The following is a 23,349-nucleotide window of genomic DNA, read 5'->3' as shown; positions in this document are numbered from 1 at the left end:
AGCGGTTCACGATGCCGATCGGTCTGTAACCGAACCGTCCGTGTAAACCCGTTGTCAGGAAACCGTTTGAGTGTTATGATCCTGCCATTCGGGCAAATGCTACTGGCACTGCCACTCTGTGGAAATTCACTTCAAAACTCAATGGTCTCTCGATGGCGCAACTCGATATCAGAGTCGGTTTTGGCAGTGATTTACACCGCCTTGAAGAAGGACGTCCACTAATTATTGGTGGTATCCCCATCAAGTACGACAAGGGCGCGGTTGCACATAGCGATGGCGATGTCCTGCTGCATGCTGCCATCGACGCCCTGCTGGGAGCCGCTGGCTTAGGCGATATTGGCGAATGGTTCCCCAACACCGATGATCGCTGGAAAGATGCAGATTCTTCGGAACTGCTTGTCACTACCCTGATGACACTTCACGAGCGTGATTGGCATGTCGGCAACGTCGATTGCACCGTCAGTGCGGAACGCCCGAAACTCAGTCAGTACAAAGAAAAAATTGAAACACGACTCGCGGAGCTTCTCGGCGTGGAGCCGGAAGCCGTGAATGTGAAAGCGAAGACCGGCGAAGCGGTCGGCCCTGTCGGACGAGGCGAAGCGATCGCCGCCCATGTGGCGGTGCTGATCGTACGAGCCAGCTCGGGGGCACTCTAAGATTCTCCGCCGGATTTATTGAGATCGACCGGGGTCGGTCGGCATTCGAGACGGTCAAAACAACGGATGATTTTGAACTGGGATTCAAGGACCGATGACACTAAGAGTCTACAACACGCTCACGCGGACGAAAGAAGTCTTCCAGCCACTCGACCCCAACCGGGTGACGATGTACCTCTGCGGACCGACCGTCTACAAACCGGCCCACATCGGACATATGGTTGGTCCTGTGATCTTCGACACGATCAAACGCTACTTGGTCTATAGCGGTTATAATGTCGAATGGGTCGTCAATATTACCGACATCGACGACAAGCTCATCAACAAAGCGAACGAGTTGGGCAAGTCGGTCGAAACGTTGGCTCAGGAGATGACCGCCGATTACCTCGAGAATTTGCGGTCAATGCAAGTCACCACCATCGACCAGTTCCCGAAAGCCACTGACCATATCGGCAATATGATCGAAATGATCGGGCGATTGGTTGAGCAAGGACACGCCTATCCACTCGAAGGCGATGTCTACTTCGCAGTCAACAGCGACGACGACTACGGGAAACTCAGCCGACGCAGTTTGGATGCCATGATGGCAGGTACTCGTGTTGAGGCCAACGATCGCAAACGTCATCCTGCTGACTTCGCGTTGTGGAAGAAATCACGTGACGATGAGCCGAGTTGGGATAGTCCCTGGGGACCCGGCCGACCGGGTTGGCATATCGAGTGTTCCGCGATGAGCACAAAACTGTTGGGCGAGACCATCGACATTCACGGTGGTGGTTTGGACCTGATGTTCCCCCACCATGAGAACGAACTCGCACAGTCCGAATGCTGCTCTGGAAAGCCGTTCTCGAAGTACTGGCTTCATAACGGCCTGATGCAGGAAACCGGTCAAAAAGGAAAAGTTGGCGGTGGTCACGATCGCACTGGCGATTCGCCCGAGGAACAGCTGGCGGGAAAAATGTCGGGAAGCTTGGGAGCCAAACCGATCAAAGAGGCTGTCTTCCCGCATCACGGACCGGAGACTGTGCGTTTCTTCCTGCTCGGCACGCATTACCGCAGCCCGATCGACTTCAGCCTCGAACGGATCGCGGAAGTGGAAAAAGGCTTGGAAGGATTCTATCGGCTCTTCGAGGAATTTGAACGAGCCACCGGCCAAAACTTCTATGCACTGAACACCCCCACAACACGAAGTGAAACCGTGACTCTGACCGGGGAGCCGGAATTCGTCGCGGAACTGAGTGATTTTCGGGAACGCTTTTGGGAAGCGATGGACGATGATTTCAACACCGGCGGAGCAGTCGGCGTGTTGTTCGAACTTCGCAAGTCGGTCAACGGTTTGATCAACAAGCACGGTTTGGACAAAGGAAAATCGGCAGACGACTCTGTCCGAGACGCTTTGATAGCATCGGTGACGTTGCTGAAGGAACTCACGAGCACATTGGGCGTTTTCCAAGAACCAGTCCAGAAGCCCGCCAGTGGTGCCGATGATGAATTTGCCGGACAGCTAATGGAACTTCTGATCCAACTCCGTGCCGATGCCCGGAAGAGCAAGAACTTTGCCGTTGCCGACGGTATTCGTGACGGCTTGACGGCTCTCGGCGTGACGTTGGAAGACCGCACCGGCGAGACTCTTTGGCGACGCGACTAGATAGTTGTGAATCGGCAGATATTCTCGTATCGTTTCCTTCCAGCTTTGGAGGGCGGGCATGGCCTTTACCGAGCCGATTCAATCCAAGTCTCATATCGAAGTGCAACGCTATCTCGGCGTCGATCCGGGATTGCGTCGCACTGGATATGCAGTCATTGAACGAAGCCGGAGTGGCCCGATTCTCAGGGAAGCGGGGGTCATTCGTTCGACATCGGAGTTACCGTTGTCCCAGCGGGTGCTGGAGATCGGTCAAGGCATTCGAGATGTCATCGACGATTTCGCTCCCCAAGTGATGTCCATTGAGCAAGTCTTCTCGCTGGGACGAAATCCGAAGTCTGCGTTGCTGCTGGCTCATGCACGTGGGGCGATTCTGATGGCGGCGGCCGAACAGTCCGTCAAGGTCGTCCACTTTCCGCCGACCCACGTCAAGAAACTCCTCACCGGCAGTGGTCGCGCAACGAAAGAGCAAATGCAGTTCGCGATTCAAAATGAGCTTCGGATCGACGTGGTCCCGGAACCGCATGACGTCGCCGATGCAGCGGCAATTGCCCTTTGCATGTACCATAGCCTCCGAACCGTTTAACCTCATCAACTCCGAAGGTGCTCCGCGTTGATTACTCGCATTACCGGCCGACTTGTCTCGTTGGAAACCGATGCCGCAACCGTCGCTGTGGGTGCGTTCGAGTACGAAGTGTACCTTCCCGAATTCGTGCGACGCCAGATCCAGGGTATGATCGGCGACGAAGTCAGCCTGCGGACGATTGAATACTTGGAAGGCAACCCGCAATCCGGTCGACTCACGCCCCGAATGATCGGCTTTCTTTCGAACGCCGAGAAGCAGTTTTTCGAAATGGTGTGTTCGGTCGATGGCGTGGGCGTGAAAAAGGCGTTACGAGCGATGGTCAGGCCGGTCGCTGAAGTTGCAACGGCCATCGAGGAACAGGACGTCAAACAGCTGACAACTCTCCCCGGTGTTGGTCCGGCGGTGGCTGAACGGATTGTCGCCAAACTTCGACGCAAGATGGCTCGGTTCGCTTTGATCGTCGGTCAGGAGTTTCCCGAATCCGACGTTGCAACCGGTCGGGACATTCTCAGCGAGACCTTCCAAGCACTTGTGGCACTTGGACACTCCGAAGCTGATGCGCACGACAAAATCGAGCAGGCGATCGCGAGCAAGAAGAAATACAAATCAACGGATGAGCTGATCCGTGTGATTTACCAGAATCAACGCGGATAAGCCGATCGACTCTGACCGACAGCCTTTCGGTCAGTTACACACCAGAGCGGATGAAGATTTCGTCACCGTCTTGGACGATGTACTCTTTGCCTTCAACGTGATTCAAACCCGCTGCCTTCAACTCGCGTTCGGAACCAAGTTTCAGCAGGTCATCGGCTTGCCAAACTTCCGCACGCACGAATCCGCGAGCAAGGTCACTATGAATCGAATGAGCGGCTTCCAATACGCTCGACCCACGTTTGAGCAACCAGGCGTGAACTTCTTTCTCGCCTGACGTGTAAAACGTGATCTGGTCGGTGACTTCAAAGATCATTCGCAGCAGTTTGCCACGACTGGGTTCACCAAGTCCCATTTCATCCGCAAACTCGGCACGCTCGTCGGGTGAAAGTTCGGATACTTCCAACTCCAAACCGAACGGTGCTGCAATCGCACGCGGTCCGAGTTTCTCAATCTCCACAATCGCGTCTTCCGGAACTTCGCTGTCAGCCGTGTTCAGCACCACGAGTTGCTTCTTGCGACTCAGCAAAGAAAACGCCCGGGCTGCCTTTTCTTGCTTTTCCGTGAATTCCATCTCACGAATCGGTTGGACATCTTGCAACCGTTCGGCAATCGGCTGCAAGGCTTCCAATTCTTCTTGGAGTTCATCGCGATCGGGGCGAGGTTTCGCGGAATCTTTTTTCAGCCGCTCAATCCGATTCGTCACGACTTGCAAATCGGCGAGAATCAGGTCTTCCTCGAAGGCCTGAACTTCGGCAACGGGGTCGGCTCCTGCAAAGACACCCACAACCTGTACTAGCGCCGCCGCCTCACGGATAATTCCGAGACGCTGGCCGTTCGATTCTTGGCTATCCCGACTGAGACCGGGCGTATCGAACAACTCGATCCGCGCGGGCACAATCTTCTTGGGATTATAGTGAGCGACCAAGCGATCGAAGCGTTCGTCAGGAACGTCGGCAACACCGACCTGACCAGTGTGGGCTTTGGCAATATCGGGTGCAATTCCCGTGAGCAACTCAAAAACCGTGCTCTTACCACCGCCTTGATATCCCACCAGACCAATTTTCATCCGTCAATTGCTCCGAGAAATTCAGGAGACGTCGAGATTAGCCATAATGGGTTTAGGCGACAGTCGACTCGAACGCATTCCGATACCAGGTGATTGTTGGCTCTGCATCGTCGGGCCAGACAATCCCGACAACATCGAAGCGAACCGGCTGGCGACCGTACAGGCCGCGCCGTTTGAGATAGGCAGCGGCACTTCGGGACAAACGTCGCTGTTTATCGAGATCGACCGCATCTGATGGCGAGCCGCCTTCGGCAGCCCGCCACGTTTTCACCTCGACAAACACAAGTCGATCGGCATCGCGTGCGATGATGTCGATCTCGCCGAACCGATTCCGGTACTGGCGGGCGACAATCTTAAGTCCCTGTTTGCGGAGAAAACGGGCGGCACGTCGTTCTCCACGGTCACCCAACCAGCGGCTGAGCCACTGCCGCACGACTACTTCTTCTTAGCAGGACGACGCTCGGCCAAACGAGTGGCTTTCCCGACGCGATCACGAAGATAGAACAGCTTCGCACGGCGGACAACACCGTGTCGCTTGACTTCCAGCTTCTCGATTTTTGGCGAATTGACTGGGAAGGTCCGTTCGACGCCTTCCCCAACAACGATTCGACGAACCGTGAACATCTCGCGGGTGCCTTCGCCACGACGGGCGATCACCACACCACTGAAGACTTGGATTCGCTCTTTGGTCCCTTCCAAGATCTTCAGGTGGACGTCAACAGAATCACCGATTTCAAATTCAAGCGGTTCGTCGCGAAGGCTATCCTTCTCGGCCGCGTCTAGAAGAGGGTTTTGCATGACTCACGCTTCTCGCTACTAAATACGAACTTAATCGCTTGAACAAACAAAAACTAAGAACCAGCCGAACCGTCAATCAAATCACTTCGCCGCTCTTGTGTACGGAGTCGGCTTTGATCCCGCCGCCAGTCTTCAATTTCCTGATGATTACCGTTGAGCAACACTTCTGGCACACTCATGCCTCGAAATTCACGAGGCCGAGTGTACTGCGGGTACTCCAAGAGCCCCTCGTCAGCGAAAGACTCGAACTGACTGCTTGTTTCTTCACCCAACACGCCCGGAATCAGCCGAATCACCGTATCGATCAACAACATCGATGGAACTTCGCCACCGTTGGCAATAAAGTCCCCGACGGAAATCTCCATCGGCTTCAAACCAACCCGAACACGTTCGTCGAACCCCTCGTACCGACCACACAACAGCAAAAGCCGCTTGTACTCTGACAACTCGCGAACAACCGACTGTTTCAACGGTCGCCCTTGAGGGGTCAACATAACCAACTGACCTGGCTCGTCAGATTCTGCCTGAACCGACTCAACGCATTGATAAATCGGATCGCACGACAACAACATGCCAGGACCGCCACCATAGGGACGGTCATCGACATTCCGACGCTGACCTTTCGCCCAGTCTCGAAAGTTCCACAACTGGATATCGACGAGACCGCGTTCAATCGCCAATCGCAACAAGCCATTTGACAGATAACCGGCGAACATTTCCGGAAACAATGTCAGCACATCGAACCGCATGACCGCACACTCACCTGCCGCTACAGCCTAGCCTTCGGACGATTCGCCTTCTTCGGCCGCACCTTCAGCGGGAGCCTCGGCACCTTCCGCAGACTCTTCCGAGCTTTCGGCTACTGGCTCTGGTTCCGGCGGTGCTTTGGGAGGCGTCATTGGAGGCGGAGCAGCAGCTTCACCCCAATTGTCTTCTCGTAGCTTCTTGATCAGAACAGCGACCTTTTCACTAGGCTGAGCACCAACGCCCAACCAGTGATCAACGCGTTCCAAGTCCATCCGAACCCGTTCGTTCTTTTCACGAACCATCGGATCGTAGAAGCCGATCTCCTCAATCGCTTTGCCGTCACGCGGCCGCCGCGCATCCATCACACAGATGCGATAGAACGGCCGATGGCGGCGTCCCATCCGCTTCATCCGAATGCGAACTGCCACGCTTCACTCCTCATTGAAAAACGCACGTTGGCGAATGGATTCGTATTTCGCACGAATTTTCCGCCGTGTAACCAAAACGACGATTGTAGCCACCCAATCTGGGGTTGCAAGCCAGAGAGGTTTTGAATCCCGAAAGAGTCCAGGGAAAAACCATCATTTTTTTGCAAACTGCTACCCAAGAATATCTCTCCACACGAAACCGTGAACATCCGTAAGTCTCATGTCGCGACCGCTGTAGCGATATGTCAGCCGTTCGTGATCGATTCCTAACTGATGCAAGACAGTGGCCCAGAGATCGTAGATTGTGGCGTTATTTTCGATGGCATGGTAGCCGAATTCGTCAGTTGCCCCATGCACAACGCCTCCCTTAAGACCACCACCCGCCAGCCACAGACTGAATCCGAAGGGATTATGGTCTCGACCGTTCCCTTGAGCGAACGGAGCCCGGCCAAACTCACCTGCGAAGACGACGAGCGTGGATTCCAGCAATCCGCGTTGCTTGAGATCTCGTAGTAATGCAGCAATCGGACGATCGACTTGCTCGGCCATCGCTCCGTGGCCACGTTTGATGTCACCATGTTGGTCCCAAGGGTTCGCATCGTTTCCAGCACCGATCCGAACGCTACTACACGACAATTCCACAAACCGCACGCCGCGTTCGACCAGTCGTCGGGCCATCAAGCATTGGCGACCATATTGAGCCGTGTGAGGGTTTTTGTCTGTGACACCGTAGAGTTCATGAATGTGCTGCGGCTCGTGGGTGATGTCTGTCAGTTCGGGGACGGCTTGCTGCATTTCGAATGCGGTTTCTGCATTGGCGACACAATCCATCACGGCTTGCTCGACCGCCACTCGATTCGCAAACCCCCGATCCAACTGTCGAATGGCATCAAGCGCGACGCGCTGTTGTTCACGAGCGACGCTCGGGGTGATGTTCGGAACGGCGTTTTTATTGGTCAGATTGAAGATCGAACCGCCGGTGTTGGCGGGCAAGAAACCGTTGCCGAACAAACTGACTCCACCATGAGGAATGCCGCAGGTGTCGGTTTTCAGCACCACATACGGGGGTAATGTGGCGTTTTTCGATCCCAGACCGTAAGCCACCCAGGCTCCCGCGCTGGGATGACCGAGAAATGGAAACCCGGTGTGGAAGAAAAAATTGGCTTGGGCATGTTCGGAGAAGTTGGCCGTCATCGCACGCACGATCGCCAAGTCATCGGCCTGGGCGGCGATCTTCGGGAAGAGATTGGTCATCTCGATTCCCGACTCGCCATACTTTTGACTCTCCCAATAGGACTGCTGAATTTTGCCGACGTTGTCGAACTGTGTGCGTTCGACGCGACCAGGCATGGGCTGCCCATGCATCTGCTTCAGCATTGGCTTGGGATCGAACGAATCCACATGCGAGACCCCGCCCGACATGTAAAGCAAAATCACCGACTCAGCCTTCGCCGGGTGGTGCAATACCGTGGGTCCAGCCGGTGCCCCTTGCGTGGAGTTGATCAGACCAGACGCTGCCCAACCGCCTACACCGGCGGCGGTTAGCTTCAGAAAATCGCGGCGATTCGCTGTGTCACGGAACATAAAGAAACTCCTTGGAATTCAGCAAAGCATGGGCGATCGCGTAGTAGCCGTCATTTCGCAAAAGAGGACTGCTTCGCAATTCCACAAGTTGCTTCTCTAGTTGAGTCAGCTTGTCCTGAAGGTGGTCCAAGGTCGAGCGTTTGGCCTTCCAAGTTTCTTGCTGAGACGGTGTCAAACCGGCGAAGATGTCGGCGTCGGTGGGACCGCTACCGGGGATCGTCTTGGAAGCCACTCGAACTTCGTCTTCAGTCAAAGCACGATCGTACAACCGGGCGGCTTCGATGCGACCCGTAAGAAGTCGACTGGCATTCGGTCCCGTTCCGTGCCGTAATCCGAACAGAACCTGGAACTCACCTGCGGAGTAGTCGAACAGATTGGTTTTGCGATACGGTTTCGCGTATGTCTCGCCGTTGCGATAACTGCGAATCGTTCCGTCGGCCTCGTAGACCAAAACGATGTGAACCGGCTCTCGGTCGGCATCTGTTTCGGGCGTGCCCTGGAGGGGGATTGTCCGTCGAAAATGATCGCTGCCGGCTAACCAGCGTCGCGGGACGGCTTCAGCGTAGACAATGGAATCGAACACGCTGCCATCGAGCGTTTGAACCGACATGGCACCACCGCCGCGTTGATCCAACCCGTCCAGTTGCACCAACACCTCCAGCGTTTTTGCACGCAGCGGTTTGGGAAGCGGTTCAGATGCTAGAAACCCTCCGTTGAGGACGAGCGAACCGTTTTCGATTCGGGCATTGCCGACCAATCGACCTTTGAGACCACCGATCGAATCGGTCGCGTCATTTTCAAAATCCCAGGAAGCGATCGGTTGAAGATCAACTGTATCAGCGGAATTCAAGGTGACTTCATGCGAGACGCGAAATGGTTTCACCCATTGTTGCCAATCTTTCCGAGCGCTATTGAGATTTGTTTTTTGTCGCCCAATTTGTTGGACCAACACCGCAGCTTCGGATTCCAAATGATGCCGTCTGTTTCGGTATTTCTCTAAGAGTCTCAATTCCTCTGCAAAGGGATCACGGGCATAGACTTGGTGAAACATCTCCGTGATTTTTTCGGCCGGTGTTGAGAGAGCATCATTCTTCTGAATGCGTTGGGACCAGACGTTGGCGGCGTTCTCGACACGCGAGCCGTTCATGAGTGCCAGATACTGAGCGGGCACATCGGTGTGGGTTCGTGCTCCAACCGTCGATACCGGAACCGGGGCGTTGAAGACGCTCAGAAACGGATCCAGCCGATTCCGAACAATCGGGAGCTGCACCGCCCGACGCTGATCCCCCGCTAACTGCCCAATGGAATCGTAGATGGCTTCCGCGTCGAGTCGCCGAGGTCGGTAGAACGAAAGCCATTTGTTATCGGGGTCACGTTCCAGCGTTTGCGGTGGTGCGGAATTCGCAATCCGAAATGCTCGACTGGTCACCATTTTCCGGAGCGTCCGCTTGATCGACCAGCCATTTTCTTGGAAATCTACCGCCAGGAAATCGAGCAATTCGGGGTGCGTCGGTTCGCTGCCGAGCCGACCGAAGTTATCGACCGAGGAAACAATGCCACGTCCAAAACAGTAAGCCCATAAGCGGTTGATGAGAAGTCGTGATGTCAACGGGTTTTCGGGACTCACGATTGACTCGGCCAGTTGCAAACGAGCCGGTCGATCCTGTGAGAATGGTTCTTCTGAAAAGGCTTCCAAGAATTGATGAGGCACCGCTTCCGCCTCTTGGCTCTGGTTTCCCCGCACGAGCAACGGCTGGGAAACCGGTGCGGCGTCGAGCACACCGGGGGCACGGCGTGTTACGGGAATCGCGGCTTCGAGTTGCCGATATCGACCAACACCGTTTTGCAACGGGGTCGGCAACGACTCCAACTGATTTGACACTAAGCCCAGACGGACAAACCGATCGAGAAACTCTGCTTCCGCATCCGTGATTTCTTCAGCCTTCCACTTCGAGACAACTTTGCGAATGGCCGCCTGGTAGGCTTGCAGTAACGTCGCTTGATCCTCGATTGAAGTGACATCGTCGCCAACTCGCAACAAAGATGCCCCAAGTGCTGGCGGTGGATTCTCTCCGGCAAAGATTTCGGTCACGCCAAACCATGACCGGTCTGACCCACCCGGTCGGGGAATCACGTCTTTCGACGTCCGCAACTCGTAGTGCACCTTCTCGCCAAGCCAATAACTCCATTTGCGTTGCGTGGGCTGCCAGCTGAGACTGGGTAGGTTCTCGATCGGCGTCTCGGGGTGCAATCCCCCGTGCGTGAGTGGATAATTCCGAATCGGTACCCGCAGACGTGCATGTTCCCCGGCGACCCGCACCCACGTCGCTTTCCCCTTGGAAACCACATTCGCGGAACTCAAAACAGCGGCGTGTTTATCGGAGATGAGATGGGAATAGATGCCCCGCGGATAGATACCACGAACAACCTCGGTGCCGTTGGGTTGCAACGCAAATGAACCACTTGGGCTAACGACCGATGTCGTCCCATTTCCGCTACTGAACCACTGATTCACCTGGTTTGGATCACGAAGATCAATGTAAATGTCGGCCTGGGCAATCGCGGTGGCGGACTGTTTTTCGATTTGGATTTGTCGAGCATTGAGTTCGGCTAGTCGATTTGAGAATTCGTCGGGGTTCGCATCCTTCAATTTTGCCCAAAGACCAAGCGGGTCTCGAACAGCGTCAACTTTCTCCAGCTGCTTTTCGATCGCTTTCAAGCGGTTCGGCAGTTCATCGACTTCCGATAGCCAATGATCGCTTAGATTCTGCCGAATCGATTTCTTGAGTTCCGTAATTTCGTCTTTGTTCGTGGCGAGTTTCGCTGGCGTGTCGATCAACACTGTCGACGGACGACTGCTGATCATCACACCGAATAACCGGTAGAAATCCTTTTGACTGATCGGATCGAATTTGTGATTGTGACACCGGGCGCACGAAACCGTGACACCCAACATCGCCTTCGAGATGACATCAATTTGGTTGTCGGTAAAGGTGATTTGCTCACCATACGCATCTGTCACGCCAAACCCATGCGGTACCATTCGCAAGTGAGCCGGTCCAATGGCAGATTCGTTGAGTTGCAGTTCGCGATTGAGCCGCGGATTCTCCAGCAGATCGCCAGCCAAATGCTCTTTGAGAAGCTGATCGTACGGAACATCGGAATTCAACGCCCGAATCAAATAGTCTCGATATTCACTCGCAAACGGGATTGGGGGATCGCCTTCGCTTCCATGCGTTTCGGCGTAACGGTACCAATCCATCCAATGCCTTGCCCACCGTTCACCGAACGCCGGCGAGTCGAGCAACTCATCGACCAACTTCTGATATGCGGCGTCCGAGGGGGCCGCAAGAAACTCGGCGGTTCGCTTCGGCGTGGGGGGCAAACCCGTGAGGATCAAGTGAACCCGGCGAATCATCGTTGCTGGATCGGCCAACGGCTGCGGTGACAAACCGGCTTCGTCCATTTCGGCGAACACGAACCGATCAATCGGCGACGTGGACCACTCCGCATTCGCAACACTCGGAACTGCTGGCTTTTTCACCGGCTGGAACGACCACCATTGTTCGCGTTCCCGACGAATGTCCGGCCAAGCTCGTTTCGAACGAAGATCGTCTTTCTCCGGTTTGGTCAATCGCGGATCATACGCGCCGGTTCGAATCCACTCTGTGAAATCGTCGATGATTGACTGATCCAATTGCGGCGCATTCGCAGGCATTTCGTAGCCATTCTTGTGCTGAAGCGCCCAAAGCAAAACACTGTCTTCAGGTTTCCCAGGGACGATTAGATCTCCCGAATCACCGCCGTCCAACATGGCTTGACGATAATCAAGCGCTAACCCGCCTTTTTTCTTGTCGAAACTGTTATGACAACCGGTGCAATGCTCGACGAGCACCGGCCGAATTTTCGTTTCGAAGAATTCGAGCTTGGTGGCATCGTTCGCCTCGATGTCAGTCGAGACCAACCCGCAGACCAAACCTATTAGCAAAAAACATCTCATAGCAACCATCCCGATGGATCGCGCTTCGCGGACCGTGAGAGTCTCGACAAGAAACTACCATGTCGTGGGTGAGTTCTTCTCAGAGATACCGGGAACGATCGGTATGTGTCAATGCGTTGAGCGTGAGTCGTACGGATTCGGTCTTGTGTTCGTGACCTCCGCCGGGAGATTTCCGACCACCATCTTGAACGAACCGGGAAGAATTGGTCACGGCACACCATGTTGATATCATGACATGGCTCCCGATGGCGACCACTGTGATTTCCTGTGAAAGTCCGTTTATGAGAACCCTGCTGTCGACCGAGACGATTGCCCAACGGGTGACGGAACTCGGTAAATCGGTCACCAACGATACTGACGACGAACCATTGACCGTCATCGGCGTGTTGACCGGCAGTTTGATCTTCCTCGCAGACCTAGTTCGCAAAATCGAGACGCCGACGCAAATCGGTTTGATTCAAGCGTCGAGCTATCGCGGGACGGCAACCCGTCCTGGGGAACTCAGCGTGGATTTCTCGTTGCTTCCCGATATTACCGGTCGCAATGTGCTCCTCGTCGATGACATCTTGGACACCGGACAAACACTGCAGCGACTCGTCGCACATCTTCAAGGTCAAACCCCGAAGACGCTGAAAACGGCCGTGTTGCTCTGGAAGAAGGTGCGGACCGAAGTGGAAATCCAACCGGATTACACAGGTTTCCAGATTCCGGACGAATTCGTGGTTGGGTACGGACTGGACTACAATGATCACTACCGTCACCTTCCCCATATCGCCGTCTTGGACGAAAACGATCTGTAGAACACTCGGTCGTGGATCGGGGAGGATTTTGGTTGGCGCACGAAAAAACCGGTTCGCGGCAGAAACGCCGGGAACCGGTTAATCGGAATCTATATTTTCGCAATCGCGACGCATCGCGAGCTTTGGGTCGAGCTTCCGTTCACGAGTTTGGTCGTACTGCGGGATGATCTGCTTAGGTACCGTCCCTGAAACCAGGGCAGAGCATCCGCTGGCAATCGCTGGGTATCGGGGCGTTGGAACTGTGTCGCTTCGATAGTCCGAAGAAATCACTCGCTTTCGAGCGATCCGCGGGGCCATTCCCGTCGACAATGTTCGGCGGCTGCCGATTAGGCGATCTGCTTTTTACGACCGACCAATGTCCGAATCCGTTCGGCCAACAGGGCAGCGTCGAAAGGCTTCCGAAATGTCTCGTTGAACAGAGTGCGGTCGAAACCGCTTTGACTGTCCTCATCGCTTAACAAGCCGATGAGAACCGTCTCTGTATACTCGTTATTGCGTTTCAGGTTCTGGGCAATCATCAGGGCTTCATTACGGCCCATGGTGAAGTCCACAACCACGCAATCGGGGTGTAGGCTTTCGGCTTGAATACCAGCCTCAAACCCACTGGCGGCGGATTCGATTTTAAAATCGTTCTCGCCCATCATATCTGTCAGGCTGTTTCGCACTGGGGCATCGGCCCCCACGAGAAGCACCTTGCCCATGGCCTCGTCCTCGAGTTCGCCCAGCGGCATGCCGTGCTCTTTCAAGAAACGAATTAGGTGTTCGCGGGGAATTCGGCGGTCTTGGGAACCGGGGATCCGGTATCCACGAAGACGGCCAGAATCAAACCATTTGCTGACAGTGCGAGGTGCCACCTTACAGATCTTGGCTACTTGTCCAGTAGTGAAGATCGTCCTCATCGCGGGCTCTCCAATAATCGATCATGCCAACAAAGAGGGTTTGTCGGGCCCTCCGGATACGCACCCCTAACACAACGGTTGGCACTTCCTGGCCGGTTCTGGGTCTTAAAAAGACCAGGCTCCATGACGGACATTGCCGTTGCGGTCATTGGGTTGGGGTTCGAATCAAGGTGGATTGGGCTTTCGGCGAAAACCCGATTTCTCCTAGTTGACATTGCGACACCTAACAGGAACACTCAGTCCCTGCCGATGCGTGAAAAGGAATCCATCGATCGAAATCACAAGCTGTCGCGGCAGTGCAAATCGCACTTGACACAACGGGAAGGGGCAAGGCAGGACCAACAACCAATCGCCAAAGGTCGTCAGTGTCAGCGGCAGGACAATACCGAATTGAACGCAACGTTCTCCGATCTCGTGAACTTTCAAGAAAAGCACAACGCGATCGTACGACCATCACGGTCGAAACAACGATACTGTATCTACCCCCCAGTGAATGGCCTCATCTTCGACATCCTAAAACTTCGCCCTACAACTGTTGAAAGACGATTCTCAGGAAGTTTCGGAGTTGGTCATCTAATACCATGTATCGTTCCGCTGGTTATGACTTCTTTAGCGAGTTTGTCTTGACACACTTCCGCTTGTTTGTTCTCGAAGCGATTTCCCGATTCGAACGATCGATTGGTCTAAGCAGTTGGCATGCCTAATTGCCACGTTTCCCCTGGCGAAAACTGACCACTTGACCGGAAACCGTGGTTTCCCCCTGCCAAATCGTCATTTGCAAAGGCGTTAGAACCGGCACAATTTAACTGACAAGCGATTCCAAAAAATTTGTTCGAAGCCGATTCGTTGTAATCTTGGGAGTTGGAATTGGTGGATTTTTCACAACATCGCCACACAAACGTTGTGAAAAATTCACGCGTGCATCGGTGATTTCCCCAATCGACGCGGTCTCCGTGACACCGACCGTCCGTGTTGTGAAGATTCCCCACGCAAACCGGTTTCGTTTTTCGTGTCACAGCGGCATAATGTAGCGAAATGCCAAGCCGTCATGCGGCTGAACCGCTGGATAAATGATTGTTTTGCTTCCATGCCCGCTGCGAAAAAGAAAAATCCGACCGATTCTGCCGACCTCCCCATCCGGGTGTTGATCATCGACGACGACGAAGCCCATGGCCAAACCGTCGCCGAGTGTTTGGAACGCGCCGGTAGCGAGTGTACTGTTGCGGCTTCCGGTCAGCAGGGTGCTCAGCTCATTGAGAGCGAGACCTACGATGTCGTCATTACCGACCTGAAAATGGAAGGGATTGACGGTCTACAGATCCTCCGCAAGGCCAAGGAAGAGTTGCCCGACGCAGGTGTGATCTTGCTGACCGGCCACGGTTCGATTCAGTCCGCTGTCACGGCTATGCAGCACGGGGCGTACACGTATCTCCTCAAACCGTTGGACGTTAAGGAGTTACAAGATGCCGTCATTCATGCTGCCGACCGGTTGCGGTTGATCCGTCGCAACCAGGAACTACGTCGGCAATTGGATGAGCGGTTCGGTTTCGAAGGCATCATCGGCAACAGCCCTCAGATGCAGCAAGTGATCGAACGCTTGAAAGCCGTCGCTCCAACGGATGCCAGCTGCCTGATTACTGGCGAAAATGGAACCGGAAAGGACCTCGTTGCTCGGGCGATTCATCAGAACAGCAATCGAAAGAGCAAGCCGTTCGTGCCAATTAACGTCGCGGCGATCCCGGAAACAATCTTGGAAAGTGAACTCTTCGGGCACGAACCCGGTTCGTTCACCGGGGCGACCACACGACGGATCGGCAAATTTGAATACGCGAACGGCGGGACACTCTTCCTGGACGAAGTCGGCGAAATGCCGCTCGACACGCAGGTGAAACTCTTGCGAGTGTTGGAAGACCGGAAAATCACGCGTCTGGGTTCCAACGAAGAAATCCCCGTCAATGTCCGTTTGATTGCCGCCACGAATGCGGATCTCAAAACGATGGTCGAGGAGAAGAAGTTCCGAATCGACCTCTATCACCGATTGAAAGTGGTCTCGATCCGCCTGCCGTCATTGCGAGAACGTCGGGGCGACATCACATTGCTGATGGATCACTTCTTCCGTGAACTCTCCGAGAAAACTGGCAAGGAATGCCAAGGCTTTTCCAAAGCCGCTCGCCAGATCATGATGAAATATCACTGGCCGGGAAACATTCGGGAGTTGCGACACACCATCGAAGCGATGCTGATCTTGGACATCGACGGGCTGCTCGATGTGGACGACTTGCCGATGGAACTTCGCGAGAGCGTGCAAGGTGAATCCGAGCAACTACCGGTAGAGTCGAACATCGGGACCGAACACCTAATCGGGCAAACGCTCGAAGATGTGGAGCGGTATTATATCCAACGGGCGCTTGAACTTGCGGAAGGTAACCGGCAAGAGGCCGCCAACACCCTCGGCATCAGCGAACGCACTTTGTACCGCAAAATCAAAGATTATGGTGCGGAAGGTGTGAAACCATAGATTCGAGCGACGTCGCAAGCCTACCGATTAAACAGCGACGTTCACTTGGAGGCCAGGGAACCGAAGACTTATTCGGGCATCGCGGACAGGAACGATCGCATCGCAGTCCCGGATTGAAGCGAGATCGTCGCGTTTCTCTACTCTGTCATTTCGAGCCCATGTTGACAATGGGCTCGAAAGACAGTGGTAATGGTAATCTGAGCTTGGCCTACTGCTCGACTTAGTTGGACGTTTTCGCCGCCCAGTGCTTGTCCGCGAAGTCCAAATACGCGTTCCAATCGAACGGCTTTACGTCATGTCCGCCACTGCGAACATGATATCCAATTTGCCCCTGTACGGGTTCATCGACCGCTGGCCATTCTTTGGCCGGAAGCCCTGGCGTTCCGAGCAGCTTGTAAACCGGATCAGCGTGCAAACCCGATAGGAATTCGCCTCTCGGATCGGCCCATTTATCCCCAATGGCACTGGCAATGTAGACCGGACGGGGGGCGATCAAGGCGATGAGTTGGTGTTGATCGACCGGAATCGCGTCTTCGTTACCGTTGTATTCCTTGAACGTATCGCAGAACCAATGCGGGAATGATGTGTTAATCCGTTCAACAGTCTCACCGAACCGACGTCGTGACAACGCCGCCCCACCGCAACCGGAATCGTTGGAAATAACGATCGAAAAACGAGGATCACTCGCCCCAGCCCACAGCGATGTTTTCCCCAATCGGGAGTGCCCCATCACGGCCACACGACTAGCATCGATGTCGTCGTCTCTTTCGAAGTAGTCCAGAACGCGACTCAGCCCCCACGCCCAACCCGCAACGGAGCCCCAACTTTTCTTTCCATACTCTTGTCGCCAGTTCGGGAAAAGAGCGTGCACGCCGTTCTTGAACCCGTCGTGAAAATCGGGATCAATGTCGCCGCAATAAACGGTGGCCAAACCGTAGCCACGGGCAATGATGGCATCGACATCCCAGCGGACGGCTCTCGCCCCACGCCCCTTGACCGTTGCACGATTGTTGACGACACCGCTCTTACTATCACTGGGCAACCAGGACTTCGGCAAGCGAATCGCTGGATCGGCGTTGATCGTATGGTTGCCGCGAAAATTTAGCGTCAGAAAAACCGGGACGGGTCCGTGGGCGTCTTTCGGCAGGTAGACCAGCACGTCGATGGAATGGGTCTTCTCACCATTCTTGAGATGCAAGACGATTTGCTTCCTCATGGCTTTGCCATCGAGGGCGGTCGTCTTGTCTTCGACGATTTCCGCACGCAGGGCGTCCGGCTGACCGGGAGCGATGCCGTAGACGTCGGTTCGGAAGGCGTCGAGAATTTCCTGACGCCGTTTCGGCCACTGGTCGGGTTCTTCGACCATCTCGCCGTTGTTGAACTGAAGCGGATCGGGCAGGGTATACGGCGGAACTTTCGCTTCGTCGTAATTGTAGCCCTTGGGCTGTGCGAACGCGGTGGATGCGACCGCGAGGATTGCAAGTGTGCACAAACGCGAGTGCAGATTCATGGTGTGGCTCTCCGTTGTCGAGGTTACGATGCCGTCGCATCATAACCACTCAACGGACCAGCTGCCCACCAAGTCGGCTACTTGAACACCGAATCAAATGCAGATTTTACGGTGGGTTTGTTCTCTTTCGCGTCGATGTTTTGATCGAAGATGGTCATGATCTCCGCATCGGCTCGCAGTTCGTCGATCACCTTCCGTGCCAGCCCTTTCCGGGAGTTCTTTTCGATCTCCTCGGCGATCTCGTCCTGCACGTCTTCGAACGACTTGTACCGATCTGGTTTCCGTTCATCGACCAGCACAATTTTGAGTTCGCCGAACGATCTCAGCACTTGGCTAGGCTGCCCGACTGGCAACTCGAAGATGGCTTCGTCGACTTGTTGATCTGCAAGACTTCCTTTCGTGGTCCAACTCCAGGAACCACCATCGGCGGCGTTCGGACCGTCAGAGAATTTCTCGGCAGCTTCCGCGAAGTTGGCTCCCCGACTGGGACGCATGAACTCGATGATTTCGTTCAAGCGAGCTTCCGCCTGATCTTTCCCACCCTGTTTGGCCACATCGACAACAATTTGCCGCCATTTGGCTTCCGAAGGTTCGAAATATTTGTCTTTGTTCGCCTCATAGTAGGCCAGCAATTCCGGACGCCCCGGCGGATCTTCTTGCGGTGCTTTTGAGCGGAGATATTCCATCGCCATCTGTTGTGCGGCGAAATTCGTTCGCAAGTTCTCCAGCGAAGTTCCCTCCGCAAGCAATTGCTGTTCGAGCTCCAACTGGCTGTTGACGCCGGCATCCTTCATCATACGTTGGATTTCCGCCGAAAACGCTTCATTCAGAGCTCCCTCAAGCATTTTCGATTGCTCAGGGAGCAGACGAACTCGCAATGCCTCAGCCAACAACATGCGTTCGATGTGGCTGTCCAAATCACGTTTGATGAGTTGGAGACGGGCCTTGTTGAATTCTTCCGGTGGGATCTGAGTTTTGGCTTTCGCCAATTGATTGCCGTACCGTTCGAGCACTTCCGCAGCCAGGATCGGTGTGCCATTCACGATGGCGACCGTTTGGCTGTCGGCCAATGGCAGATCAGGAGAGTGTTGATTCAACGTCAACGCAACCGTGCGGACCTCACCCGTCTCCTCGTCCACGACCGTGGGAAGAGTTTCTTGCTCCGGCTCAGCATAGCTGAGACGCGGGGGCGGCGGTCCGAGGACGGGGTTATCGTATTTCGGAGCCCGTCCGAGTGAATCACACCCGATGGATAAAGGAGCCACAACGGCGATCGCGAACAAGTACGCCCGGCGCATGTCTGGGGAACCCTCATCCGATTGAAGTTGAAAAACTCAAGGGTTCAGCACTCACGATTTGCGAGACATCATCAGTCAATAAGTTCTCGATGACTCATTGACCTCAAACGAAGACTGAACCCAAAGAATTAAGAAGTGAATTGAGACCGTACTGAATCAGAGTATCGGTTGGATGGTGGTAGTGACTGGAATGATTTTGACGATTGCGCGGAATATAGCCAAAAATTCGGAGATTGGTCAAACCCGGTTCTCGGACCAGCACGAAATTCGTCTGGGTTACTCCATTTTCAACTCGACCTTTTCCTCATCTTCGTCAATCACGACTTGCAAAGGACTGGCCGACGGATCGCGGAACCGTTGTGGAATCATGGCGTTTGCTTGAGCAAGTTGCGGGTCTTCATCACCCGCAGGAACGTCGCTCACCGGCATGAGAGTCGCCGTGTAAGTCCCAAAGGGAATGGGAGCTTCGAACTCGAATTGTCCGTCCGCACCCAGCGTCGCTGTCCCAGCTGGCACGAGTTGGGAATCATAAAGTGTCACGACACCGGATGGCGTTGGCTGGCTCCCGGTTTGCAGTGTTCCAGTGACTCGCCCAGTGGGTCCCTCACTGTCACCGCAGCCACTGGCTATTAAGAAGCTGCCCAGAAGCACGATCATTCCCAAGATCCGGATGACAGTCCCGGAAGTCGTTGGCATGGAAAACTCGCGTCCCGCGAACATTTGTTTTGAACTCGACATAGGATTGTTTCTGAAACCTAATCGCTTGATTATCTAAAAAGAATAGGACACAAGTCGTGTGGTTATCGCGACTTGTGTCCTACATCTAACCGAAAGTTTCCGTCAGACGGATTCTCGCCTAGAACTCACTGACGACTTGGCCATCACTACGTGCACCGAGCCGGCGGAAGGTGTCCATATCAATGGATTCGGTGATGAACCGCACTGAACCGTCGGTCATCAGAACCTGCGTTCCGCCAGGATGCTGAGAGTTGAGGACCGTGTTGGCGTCGTAAGTGTTGTCGCAGCCGGACCCGCTGGCACAGATGGTCTGGTCGGAATTGATTGGATAGCGAAGCGTCGTCGTTCCCGAACCCCATGGATTCCCGCTCGACCAGCTTGATGGAATCCCACCGGAGGTGAATCCGGCCCAACCGCCGTGGTAGTTTGCACTGATGACGGAAGTGCCAACTCGCCCGGACTGCTCACCAACGATAATCGTGTTCGAGGTTCCGTCGATGGCATCACGGATGGCCATCCAACCATTCGGAAACAACATGCCGTTTCCACACCAGATGCCTCCGTAACTAAACGGACCGTAGCATTCATTGGTATTGCCACCGGGATCGGGTGAGGCTCCAGCGATACCCACATAGTGTGGCGTAAGACCGGCCTGGACGTTGTTCATCGTTGGTGAAGTCGAAGTGTCATTGAGTGGATTCGTACTTGATGGGCACCCCCAACCCGGCAACGTCAGCCCAGCGAGAACCGAGTTCTCCGCAGACCCGTATCCGTAGGATGTGTTGTTTGTCCGCTCACTCGAAAACCCACCAACGTTCTCTTGATTCGATAAATCGAGCTGATTGTACAAAGCCGTTTGTTCCATAAATGGCAGAATGCAGATCCGCCAGTTCGGGGATCCCAACGGAGCCCGTGTGCCATGCGGGAACTTCTTGTTGGTGTCGTGGTAATTGTGCAACGCCAAGCCGAGCTGCTTGAGGTTGTTCTTGCACTCGGTCCGCCGTGCAGCTTCTCGGGCCTGCTGGACGGCTGGAAGGAGCAAAGCGATGAGAATCGCAATAATTGCGATCACCACTAACAGCTCGATCAGAGTAAATCCATGACGCGATGGAACTTTCATTTCGCGAAACCTTCGTGTTCTTCGTTCGAATTCAAGAAATCTAGGATGACTACTGCATATTCCCGAAGCAACTGCTGTTCCCAATAAGACCCAACACCAACCAATTACCCGTAACCACTTTTATATAAAACACTTACAACAAACAACCACACTACGACATGGTTCCCAGAAACTGAGCATAGCCTGTGCGGAATGCCTAAAGAGTAAGCACAACTTCTCAGTCTGCGACAGAACCGACGAAGACAACATACGCTCGTTTTCGCAAAATGCCGATACCGTGCCAAAAACCTGCTTGACGAACGGAAACTCGCTGGTTAACCTTTCAGCAACTTAAACCCGACGGCGAATATGCGCAACCAAACCTTCCTACTCCTAGACCTTCACAACCTTCTACTGGAAGGGAAGTCTTAGGGTACGGCCCGCGCTGCCGCAGTCGCAACAACGCGAATCAAAAGCCCTGAGACTTCATTGTCTCAGGGCTTTTTTTCGTTTCGTCACGAGTCCGACACGTTTTGAAAGACACAAAGGAACCGCCAAACATGTCACCCCAGCAACCGCCCTCCGACCATGTGACCATTTTCGATACGACACTCCGCGACGGTGAACAATCACCGGGGTGCAGCATGAACACTGCGGAAAAGCTCGAAGTGGCCAAGTCACTGGTGGAATTGGGTGTGGATGTGATCGAGGCCGGTTTCCCAATCGCCTCGCCCGGCGATTTCGAGGCAGTGGAAAAGATTGCTCGGGAATTTGGCGATCGGGCGACGATTTGCGGTTTGTCACGGTGTCGCGAAGCGGACATCGATGCCGCTTGGAACGCCGTTCAGCACGCCGAACGGCACCGCATTCACGTGTTCCTCGCTACGAGTGCGATTCATCGTGAGCACAAACTCAAGATGGACAAAGACGCCATTGTTCGCACCGCCGTCGAAATGGTTTCTCGAGCCAAGAGTTATTGCGACGATATCGAGTTTTCCCCGGAAGACGCGGCACGGACCGAGTTCGATTTTCTCTGCGAGGTCGTCGAGCGGGCCATCGAAGCCGGTGCGACCACGATCAACATTCCCGATACTGTCGGCTACGCCATGCCTGAGCAGTACGGAAATGTCTTCCGCAAACTCCGTGAGAGCGTGCCGAATATCGGCGGAGTGACGCTCAGCACGCATTGTCACAACGACTTGGGTTTGGCGGTTGCCAACAGTTTGGCAGCGGTCGAGGCGGGTGCCCGGCAGATCGAATGTACCATTAACGGGCTCGGCGAACGCGCTGGTAATGCATCGCTCGAAGAAGTCGTGATGGCGCTCCGCACACGTCAGGACTACTTTGGATTGGAAACCGGAATCAACTCGAAAAAGTTGTGCCCGATCAGCCATCTCGTCTCGTCGATCACAGGGATGAAAATCCAACGGAACAAAGCCATCGTGGGTCAAAACGCGTTTGCTCACGAGGCCGGAATTCATCAGCATGGTGTGTTGCAGGAACGCTCCACTTACGAAATTATTCGACCTGAAGACGTGGGCTACGTGGGCACCAACCTCGTGCTCGGCAAGCACAGCGGACGTCATGCGTTCCGGGATCGTGTGAAAGAGTTAGGCCACGAACTCGACGATGAAACCTTGCAAAAGGTCTTCGATGACTTCATTGCTCTTGCAGACAAGAAGAAAGAAGTTTTCGACTCCGATATCGTCGCCTTGGTCGAAAATCGACGCGGTTCGCAGCCGGAACGCTGGACGATTGTCAGCGTCCACACGCTCGCTGGTTCCGGAACTGTGCCGACCGCCACGGTCAAATTGCAGGACAAGAACGGCGATGTCTACTGTGATGCGGGAATTGGCGACGGCCCGATTCACGCGGTGTTCAAAGCGACTGAACGAATCACTGGGTTGTCGGCCCGTTTAGAAGATTACCAAGTTCGAAGTGTTTCCGGTGGAAAAGACGCGCTCGCCGAAGTGTTGGTGGAGATTTCGATTCACGGTCGGCATTTCCACGGCAAAGCGATCAGCACGGACACCATCGAGGCCAGTGCAAAAGCCTTCTTGAACGCTTTGAACAAAGCCGATACCAGCGGCCAACCGCCCATCCATCCTCAACGCCAAGCCGAAGCATTGGCAACGCCGTAACCGAGTGGTGATTACCATCACTCGAGGGTTTGGGAAATCGTGGAAGGCGGGAGCGTTTTTCGATGCCGTCTTCCACGTCCCACAACCAACGTCAACAGCTTTTGATCCGAACGGCAGGGCGGTGCGTTTCTGAAGATAGGTTTCCGAGCGGTCTTGCATGAATTGGGCACGCAGGAGACGATACG

Annotated in this window: 19 protein-coding genes; 7 read left to right on the top strand and 12 right to left on the bottom strand. The window is 54.4% G+C overall.

Annotated features, from left to right (window positions below; translation table 11 throughout):
- Positions 1-152 precede the first annotated feature (152 nt).
- From ispF to ruvA, 4 genes are all read left to right on the top strand, one after another.
- Positions 153-656 (top strand): 2-C-methyl-D-erythritol 2,4-cyclodiphosphate synthase, encoded by a 504-nt coding sequence (ispF, locus tag G6R38_RS12180; protein WP_166825229.1) that lies wholly within the window; start codon positions 153-155, stop codon positions 654-656.
- 94 nt (positions 657-750) lie between these two features.
- Positions 751-2,301, top strand: a complete 1,551-nt coding sequence (gene cysS / locus G6R38_RS12175; protein ID WP_166825226.1) for a cysteine--tRNA ligase — start codon at positions 751-753, stop codon at positions 2,299-2,301.
- Between the two features lie 58 nt (positions 2,302-2,359).
- Positions 2,360-2,884, top strand: coding sequence for a crossover junction endodeoxyribonuclease RuvC (gene ruvC, locus G6R38_RS12170; RefSeq protein WP_166825222.1), 525 nt, complete (start codon positions 2,360-2,362; stop codon positions 2,882-2,884).
- 27 nt (positions 2,885-2,911) lie between these two features.
- Positions 2,912-3,538 carry a Holliday junction branch migration protein RuvA gene (gene ruvA / locus G6R38_RS12165; RefSeq protein WP_166825219.1) on the top strand — a complete coding sequence of 209 codons (627 nt, stop codon included), beginning with the start codon at positions 2,912-2,914 and terminating at the stop codon, positions 3,536-3,538.
- Between the two features lie 34 nt (positions 3,539-3,572).
- Here the strand turns inward: ruvA and G6R38_RS12160 are convergent, their stop codons facing one another.
- The 7 genes from G6R38_RS12160 to G6R38_RS12130 form a co-directional block, all read right to left on the bottom strand.
- Positions 3,573-4,604: a DUF933 domain-containing protein gene (locus G6R38_RS12160; protein WP_166825216.1), complete on the bottom strand. Its 1,032-nt coding sequence runs from the start codon at positions 4,602-4,604 to the stop codon at positions 3,573-3,575.
- Positions 4,605-4,656: 52 nt separating this feature from the next.
- On the bottom strand, positions 4,657-5,037 hold the full coding sequence (locus G6R38_RS12155; RefSeq protein WP_166825213.1) for a YraN family protein: 381 nt from the start codon (positions 5,035-5,037) through the stop codon (positions 4,657-4,659).
- A gap of 2 nt (positions 5,038-5,039) precedes the next feature.
- Positions 5,040-5,402 (bottom strand): 50S ribosomal protein L19, encoded by a 363-nt coding sequence (rplS, locus tag G6R38_RS12150; RefSeq protein ID WP_166825208.1) that lies wholly within the window; start codon positions 5,400-5,402, stop codon positions 5,040-5,042.
- A 53-nt stretch (positions 5,403-5,455) separates the two neighbouring features.
- Positions 5,456-6,151: a tRNA (guanosine(37)-N1)-methyltransferase TrmD gene (gene trmD, locus G6R38_RS12145; protein WP_166825204.1), complete on the bottom strand. Its 696-nt coding sequence runs from the start codon at positions 6,149-6,151 to the stop codon at positions 5,456-5,458.
- A gap of 27 nt (positions 6,152-6,178) precedes the next feature.
- A complete protein-coding gene (gene rpsP / locus G6R38_RS12140) occupies positions 6,179-6,577 on the bottom strand; it encodes a 30S ribosomal protein S16 (RefSeq protein WP_240928172.1) in 399 nt (132 codons plus the stop codon).
- A 171-nt stretch (positions 6,578-6,748) separates the two neighbouring features.
- On the bottom strand, positions 6,749-8,161 hold the full coding sequence (locus tag G6R38_RS12135; protein ID WP_166825201.1) for a DUF1501 domain-containing protein: 1,413 nt from the start codon (positions 8,159-8,161) through the stop codon (positions 6,749-6,751).
- Positions 8,151-12,161, bottom strand: coding sequence for a DUF1549 domain-containing protein (locus tag G6R38_RS12130; RefSeq protein WP_166825198.1), 4,011 nt, complete (start codon positions 12,159-12,161; stop codon positions 8,151-8,153). The genes G6R38_RS12135 and G6R38_RS12130 overlap by 11 nt, the downstream gene beginning before the upstream one ends.
- 281 nt (positions 12,162-12,442) lie before the next feature.
- Here G6R38_RS12130 and hpt point away from each other — a divergent pair, with 281 nt between their 5' ends.
- Positions 12,443-12,961 (top strand): hypoxanthine phosphoribosyltransferase, encoded by a 519-nt coding sequence (gene hpt / locus G6R38_RS12125; RefSeq protein WP_166825195.1) that lies wholly within the window; start codon positions 12,443-12,445, stop codon positions 12,959-12,961.
- A gap of 326 nt (positions 12,962-13,287) precedes the next feature.
- Here hpt and G6R38_RS12120 read toward each other — a convergent pair whose 3' ends face one another.
- The gene (locus G6R38_RS12120) at positions 13,288-13,860 is read right to left on the bottom strand and encodes a helix-turn-helix domain-containing protein (protein ID WP_166825192.1); all 573 of its coding nucleotides are present in this window, start codon (positions 13,858-13,860) and stop codon (positions 13,288-13,290) included.
- A 1,087-nt stretch (positions 13,861-14,947) separates the two neighbouring features.
- Here G6R38_RS12120 and G6R38_RS12115 point away from each other — a divergent pair.
- Positions 14,948-16,378 (top strand): sigma-54-dependent transcriptional regulator, encoded by a 1,431-nt coding sequence (locus G6R38_RS12115; RefSeq protein WP_166825189.1) that lies wholly within the window; start codon positions 14,948-14,950, stop codon positions 16,376-16,378.
- Positions 16,379-16,598: 220 nt separating this feature from the next.
- Here G6R38_RS12115 and G6R38_RS12110 read toward each other — a convergent pair whose 3' ends face one another.
- From G6R38_RS12110 to G6R38_RS12095, 4 genes are all read right to left on the bottom strand, one after another.
- On the bottom strand, positions 16,599-17,888 hold the full coding sequence (locus G6R38_RS12110) for a glucuronyl esterase domain-containing protein (protein ID WP_166825186.1): 1,290 nt from the start codon (positions 17,886-17,888) through the stop codon (positions 16,599-16,601).
- A gap of 77 nt (positions 17,889-17,965) precedes the next feature.
- Positions 17,966-19,186 carry a peptidylprolyl isomerase gene (locus tag G6R38_RS12105; RefSeq protein WP_166825183.1) on the bottom strand — a complete coding sequence of 407 codons (1,221 nt, stop codon included), beginning with the start codon at positions 19,184-19,186 and terminating at the stop codon, positions 17,966-17,968.
- Between the two features lie 276 nt (positions 19,187-19,462).
- Entirely contained in the window at positions 19,463-19,924 is a 462-nt protein-coding gene (locus G6R38_RS12100) for a hypothetical protein (protein WP_166825181.1), read from the bottom strand.
- Positions 19,925-20,042: 118 nt separating this feature from the next.
- On the bottom strand, positions 20,043-21,044 hold the full coding sequence (locus G6R38_RS12095; RefSeq protein ID WP_166825178.1) for a DUF1559 domain-containing protein: 1,002 nt from the start codon (positions 21,042-21,044) through the stop codon (positions 20,043-20,045).
- Between the two features lie 539 nt (positions 21,045-21,583).
- Here G6R38_RS12095 and G6R38_RS12090 point away from each other — a divergent pair.
- A complete protein-coding gene (locus G6R38_RS12090) occupies positions 21,584-23,164 on the top strand; it encodes a 2-isopropylmalate synthase (RefSeq protein WP_166825175.1) in 1,581 nt (526 codons plus the stop codon).
- Positions 23,165-23,349: the final 185 nt, after the last annotated feature.

It is taken from the genome of Thalassoroseus pseudoceratinae (genome assembly GCF_011634775.1).
Lineage (GTDB): Bacteria > Planctomycetota > Planctomycetia > Planctomycetales > Planctomycetaceae > Thalassoroseus > Thalassoroseus pseudoceratinae.
This window is presented reverse-complemented; position numbering and strand designations above follow the sequence as displayed.